This is a genomic window from Flavobacterium frigidimaris (assembly GCF_002217275.1).
Lineage (GTDB): Bacteria > Bacteroidota > Bacteroidia > Flavobacteriales > Flavobacteriaceae > Flavobacterium > Flavobacterium aquidurense.
In genome coordinates this window covers 47,514-64,120 of record NZ_MUGV01000009.1, presented here as the reverse complement: position 1 = coordinate 64,120, position 16,607 = coordinate 47,514, and the positions used below count along the sequence as shown (strand labels likewise).

18 protein-coding genes and 1 pseudogene are annotated in these 16,607 nt (G+C 31.2%); 1 reads left to right on the top strand and 18 read right to left on the bottom strand.

Translation table 11 applies throughout. The annotated features are described in order from the left end of the window. Nucleotides 1-101: 101 nt before the first annotated feature. From B0A65_RS04890 to B0A65_RS04825, 15 genes and pseudogenes are all read right to left on the bottom strand, one after another. Nucleotides 102-692, bottom strand: a complete 591-nt coding sequence (locus B0A65_RS04890) for a hypothetical protein (RefSeq protein WP_074662258.1) — start codon at nucleotides 690-692, stop codon at nucleotides 102-104. A gap of 135 nt (nucleotides 693-827) precedes the next feature. Further along, nucleotides 828-1,274, bottom strand: a complete 447-nt coding sequence (locus tag B0A65_RS04885) for a hypothetical protein (protein WP_074662262.1) — start codon at nucleotides 1,272-1,274, stop codon at nucleotides 828-830. A gap of 154 nt (nucleotides 1,275-1,428) precedes the next feature. Beyond that, a complete protein-coding gene (locus tag B0A65_RS04880) occupies nucleotides 1,429-2,103 on the bottom strand; it encodes a hypothetical protein (RefSeq protein WP_074662266.1) in 675 nt (224 codons plus the stop codon). 163 nt (nucleotides 2,104-2,266) lie between these two features. After that, complete coding sequence (locus tag B0A65_RS04875) at nucleotides 2,267-2,809, bottom strand: tripartite tricarboxylate transporter TctB family protein (RefSeq protein ID WP_074662269.1); 543 nt, start codon at nucleotides 2,807-2,809, stop codon at nucleotides 2,267-2,269. A gap of 166 nt (nucleotides 2,810-2,975) precedes the next feature. After that, nucleotides 2,976-3,857, bottom strand: a complete 882-nt coding sequence (locus B0A65_RS04870; protein ID WP_083370491.1) for a leucine-rich repeat domain-containing protein — start codon at nucleotides 3,855-3,857, stop codon at nucleotides 2,976-2,978. A 151-nt stretch (nucleotides 3,858-4,008) separates the two neighbouring features. Next, a complete protein-coding gene (locus B0A65_RS04865; protein ID WP_074662276.1) occupies nucleotides 4,009-4,788 on the bottom strand; it encodes a hypothetical protein in 780 nt (259 codons plus the stop codon). 192 nt (nucleotides 4,789-4,980) lie between these two features. Next, nucleotides 4,981-5,532, bottom strand: a complete 552-nt coding sequence (locus B0A65_RS04860) for a DUF2199 domain-containing protein (RefSeq protein WP_083370492.1) — start codon at nucleotides 5,530-5,532, stop codon at nucleotides 4,981-4,983. A 176-nt stretch (nucleotides 5,533-5,708) separates the two neighbouring features. Next, nucleotides 5,709-6,083, bottom strand: coding sequence for a hypothetical protein (locus tag B0A65_RS04855; protein ID WP_074662279.1), 375 nt, complete (start codon nucleotides 6,081-6,083; stop codon nucleotides 5,709-5,711). Between the two features lie 249 nt (nucleotides 6,084-6,332). Further along, the gene (locus tag B0A65_RS04850; RefSeq protein ID WP_074662282.1) at nucleotides 6,333-6,767 is read right to left on the bottom strand and encodes a hypothetical protein; all 435 of its coding nucleotides are present in this window, start codon (nucleotides 6,765-6,767) and stop codon (nucleotides 6,333-6,335) included. Between the two features lie 160 nt (nucleotides 6,768-6,927). Further along, nucleotides 6,928-8,400, bottom strand: coding sequence for a phytoene desaturase family protein (locus tag B0A65_RS04845; protein WP_074662285.1), 1,473 nt, complete (start codon nucleotides 8,398-8,400; stop codon nucleotides 6,928-6,930). A gap of 178 nt (nucleotides 8,401-8,578) precedes the next feature. Next, the gene (locus B0A65_RS04840) at nucleotides 8,579-9,133 is read right to left on the bottom strand and encodes a hypothetical protein (RefSeq protein WP_074662287.1); all 555 of its coding nucleotides are present in this window, start codon (nucleotides 9,131-9,133) and stop codon (nucleotides 8,579-8,581) included. Between the two features lie 210 nt (nucleotides 9,134-9,343). Beyond that, entirely contained in the window at nucleotides 9,344-9,793 is a 450-nt protein-coding gene (locus B0A65_RS04835; RefSeq protein ID WP_074662290.1) for a DUF7832 domain-containing protein, read from the bottom strand. A 39-nt stretch (nucleotides 9,794-9,832) separates the two neighbouring features. Then, nucleotides 9,833-9,958, bottom strand: coding sequence for a hypothetical protein (locus B0A65_RS23605; protein ID WP_262490015.1), 126 nt, complete (start codon nucleotides 9,956-9,958; stop codon nucleotides 9,833-9,835). Continuing rightward, a complete protein-coding gene (locus B0A65_RS04830; RefSeq protein WP_074662292.1) occupies nucleotides 9,958-10,521 on the bottom strand; it encodes a hypothetical protein in 564 nt (187 codons plus the stop codon). The genes B0A65_RS23605 and B0A65_RS04830 overlap by 1 nt, the downstream gene beginning before the upstream one ends. Before the next feature lie 136 nt (nucleotides 10,522-10,657). After that, nucleotides 10,658-11,702: pseudogene (locus B0A65_RS04825) on the bottom strand (tyrosine-type recombinase/integrase). Between the two features lie 390 nt (nucleotides 11,703-12,092). On the opposite strand from B0A65_RS04825, the gene B0A65_RS04820 reads away from it, so the two are divergent. Beyond that, on the top strand, nucleotides 12,093-12,557 hold the full coding sequence (locus B0A65_RS04820; protein WP_035685144.1) for a JAB domain-containing protein: 465 nt from the start codon (nucleotides 12,093-12,095) through the stop codon (nucleotides 12,555-12,557). A 369-nt stretch (nucleotides 12,558-12,926) separates the two neighbouring features. Here the strand turns inward: B0A65_RS04820 and B0A65_RS04815 are convergent, their stop codons facing one another. The 3 genes from B0A65_RS04815 to B0A65_RS04805 all read right to left on the bottom strand — a co-directional run bounded on the left by B0A65_RS04815 (nucleotide 12,927) and on the right by B0A65_RS04805 (nucleotide 16,595). Further along, nucleotides 12,927-14,117: a TlpA family protein disulfide reductase gene (locus B0A65_RS04815; protein WP_074662295.1), complete on the bottom strand. Its 1,191-nt coding sequence runs from the start codon at nucleotides 14,115-14,117 to the stop codon at nucleotides 12,927-12,929. Between the two features lie 216 nt (nucleotides 14,118-14,333). Further along, nucleotides 14,334-15,416 (bottom strand): glycoside hydrolase family 43 protein, encoded by a 1,083-nt coding sequence (locus tag B0A65_RS04810; RefSeq protein WP_074662298.1) that lies wholly within the window; start codon nucleotides 15,414-15,416, stop codon nucleotides 14,334-14,336. Nucleotides 15,417-15,536: 120 nt separating this feature from the next. Next, nucleotides 15,537-16,595, bottom strand: coding sequence for a LacI family DNA-binding transcriptional regulator (locus B0A65_RS04805; RefSeq protein ID WP_074662302.1), 1,059 nt, complete (start codon nucleotides 16,593-16,595; stop codon nucleotides 15,537-15,539). Nucleotides 16,596-16,607 lie beyond the last annotated feature (12 nt).

Genomic DNA, 16,607 nt, shown 5'->3' with positions numbered 1-16,607 from the left:
TAAGCCCATTCTTCGGATTTGCCAAATCATCTCAAATACAAAACCATTTTTCCATTAAGGCAATTGCTCAAATCCGCTGTAGTAGCTGTTAGCACACGTTTTTACTTTTTATAAACTACCAATCTAATTCTTTTAAATTCTCCACTAACATCATAATATAAATCAGCTGACAAATCATTCTTTAGCCATTTGTATCTGTCTGTGTAGTTATAACTTGTATCTTTTCGTTTTTCAATTTCTACAACTTTTGGCTTTCCTAAATTCTTACTTATCAAGTCTTTTAAATTGCACATTTTTTTTTCGAAAGCTTTTACTTCCGTTGTATTTAAAGTCTTTAAAGTGTCTGTTTTCGCTGACCATTCATAAAAAATAACTTTCATCAAACTATCATTTCGTGTGTAGAAATAATCAGTTTCAAGATTCAAGGATTCTTGCTTTTTTTCATAAACTTTTGGGTATGAAAGTATGTAATTATTAGTGTTGGGGTAATAGCTAGTTCCAATTCCAAATGTATTATTGTAAGTTCTTTCTTTGGAGTCAATTCCTCTTTCAGTTTCTATTGCGTCACTAAGTTTTAAGCTTTCAATATTCTCAAATCTATTTTCATCGAATAAAAATGCGTCTTCATTCTTTTTGCAAGAAACGAAGTTTAATATGATTAAGAGTATAATTGTCTTTCGTAATATTTTCATAAAATGTGTGCTAACGTTCTGGTACTACAGCGGGTTTGGGACTAAATTAATCCCATTCTTCGGATTTGCCAAATCATCCCAAATAAAAAACCAACTCTCCATTAAGCCGATTGCCCAAATCCGTTGTAGAAGCTGTTATAAGCCGTTTATTTTTTTCTCTCCAATATTCCAATACAAAATTTTGCTTTTCGAATTGTTTTTGGCTAAATAAAAATGACCAAATTTTACTAATTCTAAACTGCCAAATTTTATACTGTTTGTATTTTCAATCCAATCAGGGCGAAGCTTTTCTATCGCCAGTAATTTTCTTCTAAGTGATTTTTTATCAACTTTCTCACTAACCAAAAATATTGAATCGTATTTTTTATGGTTTGTGTAATTAAAACTTCCGAAAACTGTATGTGAGCTTAAGTAGGAGGAGTTTTTTAAATTTGTTGCGTCAGGAAAAATAATTTCTGGAAACCAACCCTTATTTCTTTGATTTGCCTTTGAAAATTCTGCATAAGAATCGTAATTCTGTTCGTAAGCTTCGGAACAAGAAATGAACGTTAGGAAAATAAATGTCAGCAAATATTTTTTCATAATATCTTTCGTGTTCGTTGTAAATGGCTTATAACGTTCTGGCGCTACAAGCAGTTTGGGACTAAATCAGCGTTATTTTTCGGATTTGCCAAATCTGCCAAATACAAACTAATTTTTCCATTAAGCCTAATACTCAAATTGCTTGTAGCGTGTGTTAGCGGTTCGTTTTTATTATTTTATCGAGTTCATTTTCAATGTTGATATTTGGAAAATTGAGTTTAACATACTTAATAAAGTCGGAATTTGAGCCTTTACCGTTTAATGACCAAACTCTTGTCGGACTTGCATTTGTTACTAATTCAAAAATTCCTTCTTCGGTCGAAAGTTTTGAAGTCCAAGGCACAATTTTGTTGTCAATAAACTTTATGATTGAATCGAATTTTACTTTGTCAATTCCATAAACGTTACAGTTGTTACTTTCAATTATTTTTGATTCGTTACTGTATTCATCAAACCGTTCTAATTCTCCACCAAATATCTGTTTGACCAATATTTGTTTTGGATTGTCAGTAAATTTATGATAAAAGAGACCAGTGTGTCCGAATAAAAAACCTTTGATATCGCTTGTCTTAGTCAATTTTTTGGAATAGAAACTCGGCAAAATTTCAAGATTTACCCATTCACCTGGAGTATTACTTCTACTTGACCAAAATGCAATTACGAGTTTGATGTTGTCTTTTTCAATGGTTAATTTTGGTCGTGAGCTAGAATATTTAAACCCTTTGGCTTCGTAATGTTTACCAAGTTCGTCACACAATGCTTGAAAAATTTCTTGGCAGGGTGTATATTTTGAATATTCTAATAATGTCTTATTTTCTGTCCAACTCATAATTGTTTTATTGAGTTTGCATTTTTCTTAAAATGATCGCTAACGTTCTGGTACTACAGCGGGTTTGGGATTAAATTAAGACCCATTTTCGGATTTGCCAAATCTCCCAAATACAAAACCAACTTTCCATTAAGCCAATTGCCCAAATCCGTTGTAGTAGCTGTTACCTGTTGTTGCTATTCTTTATCCACCCAACAGTTTTCAAATTTTCTATTTTCGGATAAATATCATCAGCGGTATTTGGTATTCGGTCACTTCCAGAAGAAAAGAGTATATATTTTTCTCCAACCTTTTTGTAATTATAATTACTATTCTTAAGTTCCGATTGGGTTGGATCTTCTGTATAAATAATTACATTTGGCTTTTCCATTTGTTTTAAATTGTCCGGATAATTTCCTTTTTGAAGCTTATAATATTCAATGTCTTTCACTAACGCATTTAACTGAAATTGGGCAATCTTTTCCCAACCTTTTTTTCCAGCGTCTGAAGAGAAACCGACAAAAAATAGTGCAGAATATACTATTACAGTAAAAAGCATACAAGCTATTCCAATCCTCGTAAGTTTTCGGTCTTTATATCTAAATATTCCATAAAGTGTAAGTCCTAATCCAACGAAAAAGCCGACAAGGGGGAATAAGCCTAAATACCCTAATTTGTATGGAGGTGTTGTATTCTTAATGTTATTTATATTTTGAATGTTTTCCATTTAAGTTGAATTCGTTTGCAATAACAGGTAACGTTCTGGTGCTACAGCGGGTTTGGGACTAAATTAATCCCTATTTTCGGATTTGCCAAATCATCCCAAATAAAAACCATTTTTCATTAAGCCAACTGCCCAAATCCGTTGTAGTGGCTGTTGGCAGTAGTTTTTTTTAGTATATAAATGTTGCTTTTGGCATTTTAGTTTCAAAGTCCATAATTATTTTTTTATCAATTTTGTCAGCATCTATTGTAATTGATTTTAGTCGTTTCATTTTAAGTAAACTATTCGGAAGATTAGTCAATTCGTTTTCGTATAAGTTTAAATCTTCTAAATTTTCTAGTAATGAAATTTCACTTGGCAGTTCTTTGAGATTATTCCCGCCTAAATAGATTGTCTTAAGCCTTTTGCATTTTGAAAGCTCCAAAATAATGTTTTTAATGTCGATTTTCTCTTGGTTGATGTAGCCGAATGTTTCTAAATTATTTAGTTTGTCAAATTTTAGGTTTAAAATCTTAATTGGATTATTTCCTAAGCGTAGTTGTTTGAGATTTTTAAATCGATGAATTTTTGATAAGTTGGTTGTAAAGTCAAATTCAAACATACTAGTTAAGGTGAGTTCTTCAATGTTTACATTCTTTTCATAAAATGCCTCTGGAAAAGTCCTAATGTCATTCCACCAAATATCTAACACTTTAAGTTTTTTAAGTTTAGTGATTTCAATTGGGAATGTTTTAAAATCATTCATTCCAATATTTAAAATTTGTAGGTTTTGCAGTTCTTCTAAATGGTTAAGTTCTGTTAGGTTATTTAAAGAAACATTTAATTCTTGAAGATTAGAGAGTTTGAAGATTATTTTCGGGATTGTTTTCAGATCTTTTTCTGATAAATCAACACGATAAACCAATTCTAGATTTTTTGGCAAACTATCTAAATTTTTAACTACTTTTTCATTTTGTAATTCACTTAGCGACATTATTTTTTCTTCTTGTTTTTTATTACAAGAAGTAAGTATAATTAGAAATAAAAATATTGTCGTTATTTGATTTTTCATAAAATTACTGCCAACGTTCTGGCGCTACACGAGGTTTGGGACTAATTTAAGCCCATTCTTCGGATTTGCCAAATCATCCCAAATACAAAACCAACTTTCCATTAAGCCAAATCCCCAAATTGCTTGTAGCGTGTGTTAGCAGATGTTATTTTTATTTTAATTCATATCTAAATACCATATCGGAATTTACGTTTTTACCTCTTATTTGTGCAGGTTTCCAATTTTCTGTTTTTAAATATTTTTTGATTTCTTCTTTTAATTCTTTATCAAACTTGTGATTTGTTTGTAAATCATATATGAAATTAAAGTTTGCTATTGTTGCTTTTCCCTTTTTGTTAACATAAAATCGTATATCTACAAAGGCATAGGCTGAGTCATTAATATTTTTTCTGTTTTTATAATCTTTTGGGTAAGTTATTTTAGTTTCTACTTCTTTTTGTAATACATCACTAAATTCGTCTTGATAGTCACTTTTATCATTTGGATAGTTAGGACGTTTATCACAATTTGCATAATATAAAGTATCATTGGTAATGTTTTTAACATACAATTTATCAGAAACAGTTAATATAGAATCAATAAACTTTTCGCCATATTTTTCAATAATCTTTTCTTTCATAAAGGAACAATAACAATGTGTTTGGTTTTCATCTACTAGGTCAGAAACCACAATACCTTTAAATTCAATGTTATTTTGTTTAAAGACTAAAGTAGCCTCTTTTTCCGAACGTAATCCGTGATATAATAGACCGCCCATCGTATGACAGTAAATTAATTTACCTTTTTTAATATCAACTTTTGCATTTTCGACATCTTTTAAACAAGTGGTGTCTTTTTTTGAAATATTATCAAATCTGCTTTTCTTATCCTTTTTTTCAAAATTACAAGAGACAAATAATATGCAAATTAATATTAGAAATATTTTCTTCATAATTTAGATTTTTGTTGTTTTGCGCAATAATATCTGCTAACGTTCTGGTACTACAGCGGGTTTGGGACTAAATTAAGCCCATTCTTCGGATTTGCCAAATCATCCCAAATACAAAACCATTTTCCCATTAAGCCAATTGCCCAAATCCGTTGTAGTAGCTGTTGGCGGTAGCTCTTTTTAGCACAAATTTTGTCATTTTTCATTGTGTTGTTCTCTCAAAATTCTATCAACAATCTCTGTTGCTCGCTTATAAGTAATTCCTTTTTCTTGGTCAATAGTCAAGAGATGTTCTTCTTCAATTGATTTAATTGCTGGAATTATTCCAACTTCTTGTTCTTTTGCAATTGTCTTTATGTTTAATGTATCTCCGTAGGTTGGAACTATAGTTTGTAACCAACCAAAATAGGGTTCTGCATTTATTCTGCTTGGGTCTTCCCATAAGTCTATTCGTTTCCCAAAGTTGTCTTCGCTTATTGAAATCCACACATTAAAAACTAAATTTTCGGTATGGTCAATTATTGGAATTGTTATTCTTCCGCGATGAAAAAAATGTTGTTTGTCAACAACACACAAACTTTCTTTAAGTTCAATTCGTTGTTCGCGTTCGTCAGGAGGAACAGAAAAATAATAGTCGGGATATTCAGAACCAAAACAAAGCGGTAACTCATCGTAAGTCTCTCCACAACAAGAACATTTGTAACTCGGTTTGCTTTTTCCTTTTTTCAAAAATGAGAATAATTTCATTTAATTAAATTTCGTTTTTTCTGTTAGAGTTACCGCCAACGTTCTGGTACTACAGCGGGTTTGGGACTAAATTAAGCCCAATATTCGGATTTGCCAAATCATCCCAAATTTAAAACCACCTTTCCATTAAGCCCAATGCCCAAATCCGTTGTAGTGGCTGTTATGCATAGTTGTTTTTATTCGGGTAGTTCATAAAATTTCTCTCCTTTGCGAATTTGGAAAATCAAAAAATCTGTAAATCTTTCACCAATTCCAATGATAATTTGTATATCATTTATGTTCCATAATTCTGTTTTTCTTCCGTACGAAATTTTCGTTTGACTTGGTTCTCCAAAATGCTCTTTAAATAAAAGTGAATTTTTTTCTGCAGTTAAATATATTGATTGCGCAGTTTCATTTTCTTCTTCAATATGCACGAATTCCAAAGTTCCATTTTTATTAAGATAATCATTTCTAATAATTTTTACATTCATTTTTTGATTACCAAAACATAATTTACTTTGCCACTCTATAAATTCTCCGTTCTGACTTATTTCGGGATTGTCAATCATTTTTAATTGCTCAATACTTTCTCCCCAAGTAAGTATTTTTCAGTGTCTTCGAAATAGATTCCTTGGTCTAAACTAAAAGGCATTTTCATATAGTTCGGTCTTTTACAATTATGCATAACGTTCTCGCGCTACAAGCAGTTTGGGGTTAAATAAGCGTTATTTTTCGGATTTGCCAAATCTTCCAAATACAAAGCAATTTTTACATTAAGCCAAATCCCCAAATTGCTTGTAGCGTGTGTTATAGAGCCTTTATTTTATACTGCTTGTTTCCATATCCAAAAGTCTAACTTCATTATTTACATAAGCAAAAACCATTTTAATTTTAAATTTACCATAACTTCTTTGACTTTCAGTTGTTACAACTTTCACGGAATCACTAGTCAAAATATTTTTAAAATCATTTGGAATTGGCCATTTCTCTTCTTTTACAATATTAATCTGGGTAAGTTTTGGAATTCCATATTTTTCTATGCCTTCTAAAACACTTTTTGTCATTGCATCAATGGCTTCGATGTTTTGAGAATTATTTTCAATTCCTAAATATTCGTTTTGTATTAATTCAAATTGATTTTTTTGTATTGCTTTGAGAATATATTCAGTTTTTTCAATTGGATTATTTGTTTTGTGAACCTTGTTAGAACATCCTAAAATTATAAGTGAAATAAATAAGATTTTAATTCTCATGCTTTTTTTTTTTAAATGCTCTATAACGTTCTGGTACTACAGCGGGTTTGGGACTAAATTAAGCCCATTCTTCGGATTTGCCAAATCATAACAAATACAAAAACATTTTACCATTAAGCCAATTACCCAAATCCGTTGTAGTAGTTGTTGGGCGATGTTTTTATTTTTGAGCGTATTCACTAGCTATTCTACCTGAAATTAATCCTGCAACTGTCCCAAGTCCAGGCCACGTATTATCACCGGTTAGCCAAAAATTTTCTATTCCAATATCTTGTGGAATTGCATTGAGATTTGAGTTTTTAAGAGTTTGCTTAAATCCGCCAACACTTCCATTCGTTCTGTTTGTGAACTTTTGATATGACAAAGGAGTTCCTATTTCGTAAATAACTGCGTTTTTCCCAAGGTTTGGATAAACCTTTCTCGCACATTCAATTAAGTGTTGTCCAATATTTTGTTTTTTTATTTGATATTCTTTTTCAGATAAACTTAACCATTCTGATAGTTCGCAATGTGTTGAAATCATTACAGAACGAAAGCCTGTTGGTGCAGAAATGTTATCGTCTTTTGCAGAAATAGAAATAAACATATTGTTTCCATTTCCTAATTTTGTTTCATAATCAAGTAACATTTGATGATGAGTTAAAATTTGATTTGCAACTTCCTCTTCTGGAATACCTAAAAAAATGACTACTGCACTTCCTTGATGGTTCTCATTCTTTGTTATAAATGATTGTAATTTATTTTTTATAGGATTAGGACAAATTTCATATGTCAAATCTATTGGTAAAGAACTTATAATTTTTTTAGATTTAAATTCCCCTTTATTTGTTGTTATAATCCAATTATCATTTTCCTTTTTGAAATCTAAAACCCTATTTCCTTTTTTTAATGTTCCTCCTATTTTTGAATAATGGTTTGATAAATAATTCCAAAAACTTTTCATTCCTCCGTCTGCTCTCATAAGTCCAGCACCTCTAATGGTAGTTCCTAACGCTGAATTAATAAATGGTGCTTTGTCAATACTACTATGAACTGTGTCTTCAATTAACATCGACAGCAATCCAATAAGTGGTTTGTCATTCTCTAAATTGTATTTTTTTAGTATATCAAGCATTGTTGAATTGATGTATTTTGCCAAATACAAATTTTGGATTCCAATAGTTTTTATTATAATGTATAAATCCTTTGGATTGCGTATTGGTAACTTAATATTTTCTCTGCTTGCATTCCAAAACACTTTTGTTACCTTGTCCATAAGATTCCAAAATTTAATGTGTTTGTCAGTTGAGCCTAATTTGTCTAGACGTTCTTTATTCCATTTTTCAAAATCTCGGTAAAGTGTAACTTGTCTATCTGGAAGCCAAGCGACATAATCAATGTATTCTCCTTTTGGAAGTTCTAAACTTATGTCCCTGAAGAAATTCCCACCAACTCCGTCTTCTACGAAATCTACCAAAGTAGTCGCTCCAACATCAAATGAAAAACCCTTTTTGGTAAAAAATCCTGCACATCCTCCCAACTGTCCATGAGATTCAAAAACAATTGTTTTATATCCTTTACTTTGTAGTCTTAATGCAGTAGAAAATCCAGAAATTCCTCCTCCGAAAATTGCTATGTCGTAATCTTCAATCATTTAGTTGTCAGTGGTGTATATGCGCGGTAAAATATCGCCCAACGTTCTGGCACTACAGCGGGTTTGGGACTAAATTAAGCCCTATTTTCGGATTTGCCAAATCATCCCAAATACAAAACCATTCTTCCATTAAGCCAAATGCCCAAATCCTTTGTAGTACCTGTTAGCGATAGTGCCTTTAGTTAACAATATTTTTATAATTCTGTTCTTCTAATTTTCCAAATCGATAATAAGTTCTAAGTTCATCTGAAAACATTGTTATGTTTTCTGTTTTAGTCTGTAGAAAAAAATATTTTTGACATTCTCCACCTTTTTTATATATCTCAATATAATTTTTAACGCCATTTGATTTTTTACGTTCCCAAGCTTTTATATTACCATTAAATTTTCCGAGAAAATAAATACTTAAAATGCTTATTTTTTCAATATCGTAAATTGTGTAAACATCAAGATTACAAGTAATTTTATCGTTATCTATAATCAGGTAACCACTATATTCTCCATTTGTGGTTTCACAAATAAAAAAATTGCTTATCATAAAAAAAAGTGAATATAGAAAAGTAATGATTACAAAAACAAATCCAAATAATTCTAGATTCTCTTCATTTGAAGGAAAGTTAGATTTTGTAGAATAGATTAAAAACACAATTGAAAATAAAAGCAATAGAATTAGTAAACGCTTATCAATCTTAAAAGAGTTGTTTGGAGTGTATATTCTGAGTTTCTTTTCCATTAGTGTTTTTAAAATTCAAAGTAGGCTTTGAGTTATGAATAGCTGAATTTTCTAGTTTTCCGTGGCATTATCGCTAACGTTCTGGCACTACAGCGGGTTTGGGACTAAATTAAGCCCATTCTTCGGATTTGCCAAATCTTCCAAATACAAAACCATCTTTCCATTAAGCGAAATGCCCAAATCCGCTGTAGTGGCTGTTAGGCGACGTTTTTATTTCCAGAATTGCCAAGGTTTTTTGTTACTCTTTTTCTGCCACTCTTTAAAGCGTTTATCTATTACAAACCCTATTTTTTCGTAGTTTTCCCAACTGTTTTCATATTCATAAATACTATCTTGATTTGAATCTAAATTGTTTGCATAATCGCCAAAATATTTGTCAGATGAATAATAATCTTCGGTAAATTTTAGTCCTATTTCATTCAAATCTTCTGCCCAAAACTTTCCATCACAACATTTAATCAGGAAATCACGACCAGTAATTTTTTTGGCTTTTACATCTTCTAATAAGCTTGCAGATTCCGTCAAGTGAATCTCGCCAATTAAATTGTTTTCGATAATCCAATTTAAATACATTCCGATATGAGTTCCTCCATTTTCAAGAGGAACATTTTCGGGAAAATCTTCTGTTTGATGCCAATCTATTCTGTCTATACTTGCCATTTATGATGGTTGTGTTAAATGTTGCCTAACGTCTTGCTACTACAGCGGGTTTGGGACTAAATTAAGTCCTATTTTCGGATTAGCCAAATCATCCCAAGTACAAAACCATCTTTCCATTAAGCCCAATTGCCCAAATCCGTTGTAGTGGCTGTTAGCTGTAGCCATTATCGGTATTCATATTTTACAATTTCCAAACGAAACTCCTTGAGTAATTTGTTGTAATTTTCAAGATTTTTTTTATCACTGTCGTAAACATCAATAACTAGGGTTGAATCAGTTTTAATCGCACCAAAATTCTGTCCAGCATTTCCAGGAAAATCTTCTTTAATCTTACTTTTAATAAGCTGTGATAAGTAAATATTAATTGCTTTTTTCTGTTTGTCGGCTAATTTTATTTCTTTGATTATATACGGTTGTTGAAATTCTGGCTTTCCATACAACTCTCCAATTTTATTACAATCTACTTTTGTTCTTTTATAATTGGCGTAGAATTGCTTGTCCTCTTTAGAAAATATTTCAAAACTTTCTTTATGTCCGCCCCATTCTCCACATTCATCAAAATTAGCGTAAAGAATTAATCTCGTTTTCGACCCAAAGGCACCAAGATCGGCTGGTCGAAAAAAATCTACATTGTCATTTTGGTTTAGTGTTACAGTATCATTTTTTTCCGTTTTCTTATTACAAGAAATCATCATAATTGTAAATAATAACAAAAGGATATTTTTCATTTTAGTTTCTTGATTTGTGGATGGTTACAGCTAACTTGTATATATGTCTGACTACGTCCGACTTATCTACCCCAAATTGGGTCGCTATGTCTGACAATTGTCAGTATTATTTCTTTTCAAAAATAGGATTTTTATTTCATAAATCATCAAACGGACTTTTTATTTGTTGAATACTTTTCGTACTAACATGGGTGTAAATTTCGGTAGTTTTACTACTTTGATGGCCTAATAATTCTTGAATATACCTTAAATCAGTTCCGCTTTCAAGTAAATGCGTAGCGAAGCTATGGCGCAACCAATGTAAACTTACAGGTTTTGTTATGGCAACTTTTTTGAGTGCTTGTTTTAATACACTTTGCAAACTTTTTTCTGAATAGGGCTCACCAGGATTTGCACCTTCAAACAAATAGGTTGTGGGTTTAAATAAGACATAGTATTCCCGAAGCATTTCTAAAATTTTAGGAGATAAAGGTGTAATTCTGTCTTTTTTTCCTTTGGAGTTTTTTAAGCAATACAATATTTCTTTTAGAATCGATATGAACAGGTCTAAGCGCTAATAATTCACCACAGCGCAAGCCACAACTGTATATCAGCGAAAGCATCATTTTGTGTTTGATGTTACTATGGGCATTCAAAATCAATTTGACTTCTTCTTTGCTCAAAACATTAGGTAGGGTTTTGGCATTTTTGGGACGATGAATTTTATCCACTATCATCTTGGTTTCTCGAATGGTTTGAAAAAACAATTTAACAGCATTAACGATTTGGTTTTGATAAGAGGCCGAAAGATTATTTTTTAAGATATACTCGTTATTATATACAATCACATCTTCGTTGGTAATTTCGGCAACCGCTTTCTCCCGGTAGAAAACCAAAAAAGATTTCAGGGCTTCGCTGTAAGTCGTAACAGTGTTTTCGCTGTAACGTTTGGAACGCAGTATTTGTTTGAATTTTTCGATTTGCTCAATGCCGTCTTCTGATGGTAATGAATAAGAGGGAGGTGCCAAATGAAATCGCTCTCTATTTTCAACCGTATCAGGAAGGTGCCCAACTCCCAAACTTTGACTCCAGCGAGAACCTGTTAGCTTTTTTATTCGAACTATTAATTCGGTGTTTTTCTCAAAATAAACTGCTATTCGCTTTTCTTTTTTATACGTGATAATTTTGGCTTCCCAATTCATACTTATGCAATTTAACTACTAAAATAATAAATTAAGATCAATCTCAAAATGAGTATAAAGACAAAAGAAGAGTAATAAAATAAGCTGAATTTTGGTAGATCGTGCAATTATCAATTCCCTTCAAAGTTTTATATTTTAATCATCGAAGAGTTTAATTTTTCTTCACACATATTATGGTAATCTTTCACTATTAAAATTAGGTAATCAAACGGCTCTTTATTCTTCTTAATCTTATTTAATTTCGTCACAAAGTTCGGGAATCGCCTGCGGGCGCTAGCAAAAAATTCCCCCATAAATGCAGGAAAAAATTCCTGCTTTATTGCGTTGCTTTTTGCGCTTGCTGAGCGATTCCCAGCGAATATTCCATAATTAATATAAAATATAGAAACTATGGAAACTTTAAATCAAAACTGGCAGACTGTATCTGAAATTGAACTGATCTACAAAACAAAAGTAAAAAACTCTGAAAGACCACAAATCAAATCTTCAAAAGATGCATATATACTAATGCTTTCAGCTTGGGATTATAATAAAATAGAATTCTTCGAGCAGTTCAAAGTATTGCTTTTGAATCACGCTCATAAAGCACTTGGTATTTACGAAATTTCTTCTGGAGGAATTGCAGGAACTGTTGTAGATCTTAGATTAATATTCTCGGCAGCTCTGAAGGCAAATGCCACATCTTTGATGATGATCCACAATCATCCTTCAGGAAACCTAACAGCCTCTGAAGCCGATAAACAGATAACTCGAAAAGTAAAAGAAGCAGGAAGGCTCCTTGATATCACCTTACTGGATTCATTAATTATAACTTCCGAATCCTACTACTCCTTTGCTGATGAAGGCGCTTTATAAGCGCCTTTTTAACTAATTTTATATCCAAAAAAGTTAAAGATTATCCTATGTATATTTTTAAGATGCAAGTGCAATAATCATATAGTAATCTTCAATAAAATGGTTAGATAATTGAATGCTTCCCGCTACTAAGACAAAGCTTCAGAGAAATCTGGAGCTTTTTGTTTTAATTTACAGCTCGCCGGCTTATATCTGCCGCGGCGGACACAGGTTCGAGTACTGTTCCCGCTACAACGAGAAAAGCTTCAGAGAAATCTAGAGTTTTTTTTTGTTTTTGACTATTTCTTTATAATGCTCTTTGTTAACATCACTTTTCTTATCCTAAAATTAGGAATAGAACTATTTTAACTGATTTATTCATTTCTTAAATTAAATTTTCAGACTATTAAATAAGTCAATAAGCTTATCGTCAGATGGTTTAGGTGCATAGGCATTGACAATATTACCGGCAGGATCTATGAGAATAAAAGTTGGGACAGAAAATACGCCATACGCTTTAAGAAATTGTGATTCCCATTCGTTTTCTGCTAATAATTGAATCCCTCCTAATTGTTTTTCGGTTACAAATTTGCTCCATTTCTCTTGATCTTTTTGTGCATCTATTGAAATGCTTACAAATTCGATGTTCTTTCCTTTGTGTTGTTCTTCTATTTTTTGAAGAAACGGAATTTGTTCACGACAAGGTCCACACCATGTTGCCCAAAGATAGATGTATATATATTTCCCATTTAGACTCTCTAAGGTTGTTTTCCCTCCTTTTTGGTTTTCATAATCAAATTTAGGAGAAGGACTTCCAGGTTTTAAGGCATCGGCTACCAAAAATTGTGTAGTGAGTTTTTCTTTTATTTTTGGGTCGGTTACAATGGATGAAAATTCGTGGTATATTATTTCATAGTTTGAGTTTCTAATATTAACATCTGCGACTGAATATTTAATTAAGTGATTTCTAATACTTGGACTTCTAAGAGCCTTGATTTCCGGTATAGCATTCTTTGCACTAATGAAATACTCGGTACTATCTATTTTAATATTTTGGTAGAATTTAATTATTACCAATTCTTGATAATCAGTTGAAAACAAGAAATCAGAATTGTTGTCTAAATCAATTGTTTCATCAAATTTAGGATAAGTTTCAGAGACTTGGAATCCAGATACTTTTCCATAATACCAATGATCATTTTTATAAGAAAGCAAACGCTTTTGTTCTAGAAAATGAATGTTCCTGGCTTCTTTTTCTTTGAAATTTTTATCAGTAAATTTTGTTTTGTTGTAGAGAGCTAAAATGGAACTTAAAATGGTTGATAAAATGCTGATATAAAATATTGGGTTTACAAATAATTCTTTTGTTTTTGGTTTTAGAACAAACCCATATATAAGAGAGATAAAGACATATATTGAACAATTTAAAATTATTAATTGTAATAGCTTATTACCAAAATTAAGTTTACTACTTAACCAATAAAAAAAGAATATCATAAATACAAAATAATAAATAAATCTCATAACCCCTAGAAACAAAGCTCCTTCACTCAAACTCCTAATTCCGTAAAAATCTTTCATTATAAATTGTTGAAAAGCACCGTATGAAGATGATATAAGAATACTTAAAATAGTATTAGTAATATAATTAGCAAATAAGTAATCTTTAAAAAGTTTTTCATAGTAAATTTATTTATATAATTGATCTACACTTTTTGACCTATAAACAATTCTATGATCATAATTTAAAAAGTCCAACGGATTTTGTCCATTATTTAGGATTAAAATTCTAAGACATTACTTCTTCAAAAGCAGAGCATCTTTAATTCCTTCAAAAGTAATTTTGATTGGTTTAATCGTTCCATCTTCATTAAAATACATTTTATCTATACAAACCTCACGATGATTCCCATTATCAGTGCTTAACGGTCTTCTATGATACACAATATACCATTTATCTGTATTTGGAACATGTATTACAGAATTATGTCCTGCTCCTCTTGCAACTTTAACATCTTGCTGTAAAATTTTATCAATGCGTTTAAATGGTCCAATGGGAGAATCAGCGATAGCGTAGGAAACACTGTAATCCGGACCAGTCCAGTCTCCTTCTGACCACATCATATAATATTTGCTATTTCGTTTAAAAACATATGCTCCTTCAGCATAATTTTGAGGTGTAATTTCTTTGAATGTTTCTCCATCATCAAATTTTTCAAGATGAAGAAAATCAGCACTCAATTTTACGATATTACAGTGTCCCCAACCTCCATAATACAAATAATTTTGCCCATTGTCATCTTTAAAAACAAATTGGTCAATTGGTTGCGCTCCGTTATGAAAACTGTCGATCAACGGCTTTCCAATAGCATCTTTAAATGGTCCTTGCGGTTGGTTTGAAACTGCTACACCAATTCCACCAATCTGACTGTTAGACTGTATATCATTAGCACTAAAAAACAAATAATATTTATTGTTAGAATGGATTATAGACGGCGCCCAAACAGAATATGCAGCCCAGGAAACATTTTCTATGTCTAAGATATGCGAATGTTTCTTCCAAGTGACTAAATCTTTGGAAGAAAAAGCATTTAAAAACGTCTGTTTTAAGTATTGCTTATTAATTGTGTTTTTCTGAATTTGTATTTGTTTTTCTGAAATCTTTTGTGACACATCCGGAACTCCATAATCATCAGAATAAGTGGGATAAATCCAGTATTCATTTTCAAAAATTATCGCCTCGGGATCAGCATACCATCCTTCAAAAACAGGATTATTATTTTGCATCTTTTGAGTGGTTTTATTTCCAATGTTTTGGGATTTGCAAGAGAATTGCAATCCTATGACTATCGAAAACAGTAATAAGTTATTCTTTTTCATTTTCTATTTTACGTTAAACTTCAAATAATACAAGAAGCTTTTTTATTAGTTAATTTGCTGTTTTTCCACTTCACTTTCTAAGAAACTGTAGACTATATAATCATTGCTAAATTTTTATCTTCAAACCGCTTCCGAAATAGTTTTTGCATTACACTTTTTTGATAGTGAAGATTCCCGAATAATTAACTTAGTCTTAAACACAATATTTTCAGACATTTCGCTTTCTTCATTCTGATTCAGTAATCGTAACATTGAGTCAATTAATTTGGCTCCAATTGCTTCTACTGGCTGAGAAATTGCTGTAATAGACGGATTGTAAATTTCAAAAATTTCATTATCATCAAAATTTACAATTCCCAACTCGTGAAATAAATTGGGATTAGTCTCTTTAAAAACTTCAAATCCGGCTTTTGCTAAATAATTTGTCGCAAAAAAGACCGCATCTAGGTCCATTATAGTATCTATAAATTCTTTTATCTTCTCTTTTGTATTCATTTTTCCTATTTCTTCAAATGGTATTTTAAGTACATGTGCTTTTAGTTTTTTCAAATTAATCGCATCTTCATACCCCTGCAAACGATTTTGCATCTGATTTTGTTCAGAATCAGTCGTTATAAAAGCTATGTTTTTATAATTATTGATAATTAAATGATTAGTTGCATCAAAAGAGGATTGTTGATTATCTATAACAACACTATTACATTTGAGATCGGAGAAATAACGATCAAGCAGTATAACGGGATATTTTTCTTTAATTAAATCTTCGATTACATTTTTTATTCCCGGTGAAGGAACAATAATAAAACCGTCTACATTTCTATTTTTAAACAGTTCAATTAACTCCGTTGATTTTTCATCCTTATTTTCAGTACTGCAGAAAACAAGCTTGTATCCATTCTCATACGCAGCATATTCAATGATTTTAGCCAGTTTTGCAAAAAACCCATTAGAAATATCCTCCACCATAAAAACTAATATCTTTGATTTTCCGGTTCGTAAACTTTGGGCAATTTGGTTGGGTTTGTAACCAATTTTCAATGCATGCTCTAAGATTTCTTTAGTAAGCTTTTTTGATATGTGTTTTTCTTCTGATTTTCCATTTAAAACAAAAGAAACTGTTGTTATTGAGGTTTTTAAATCCTGAGCAATATCCTTTATTGAAACATTTTTCTTCATCATTACTTTAGGATT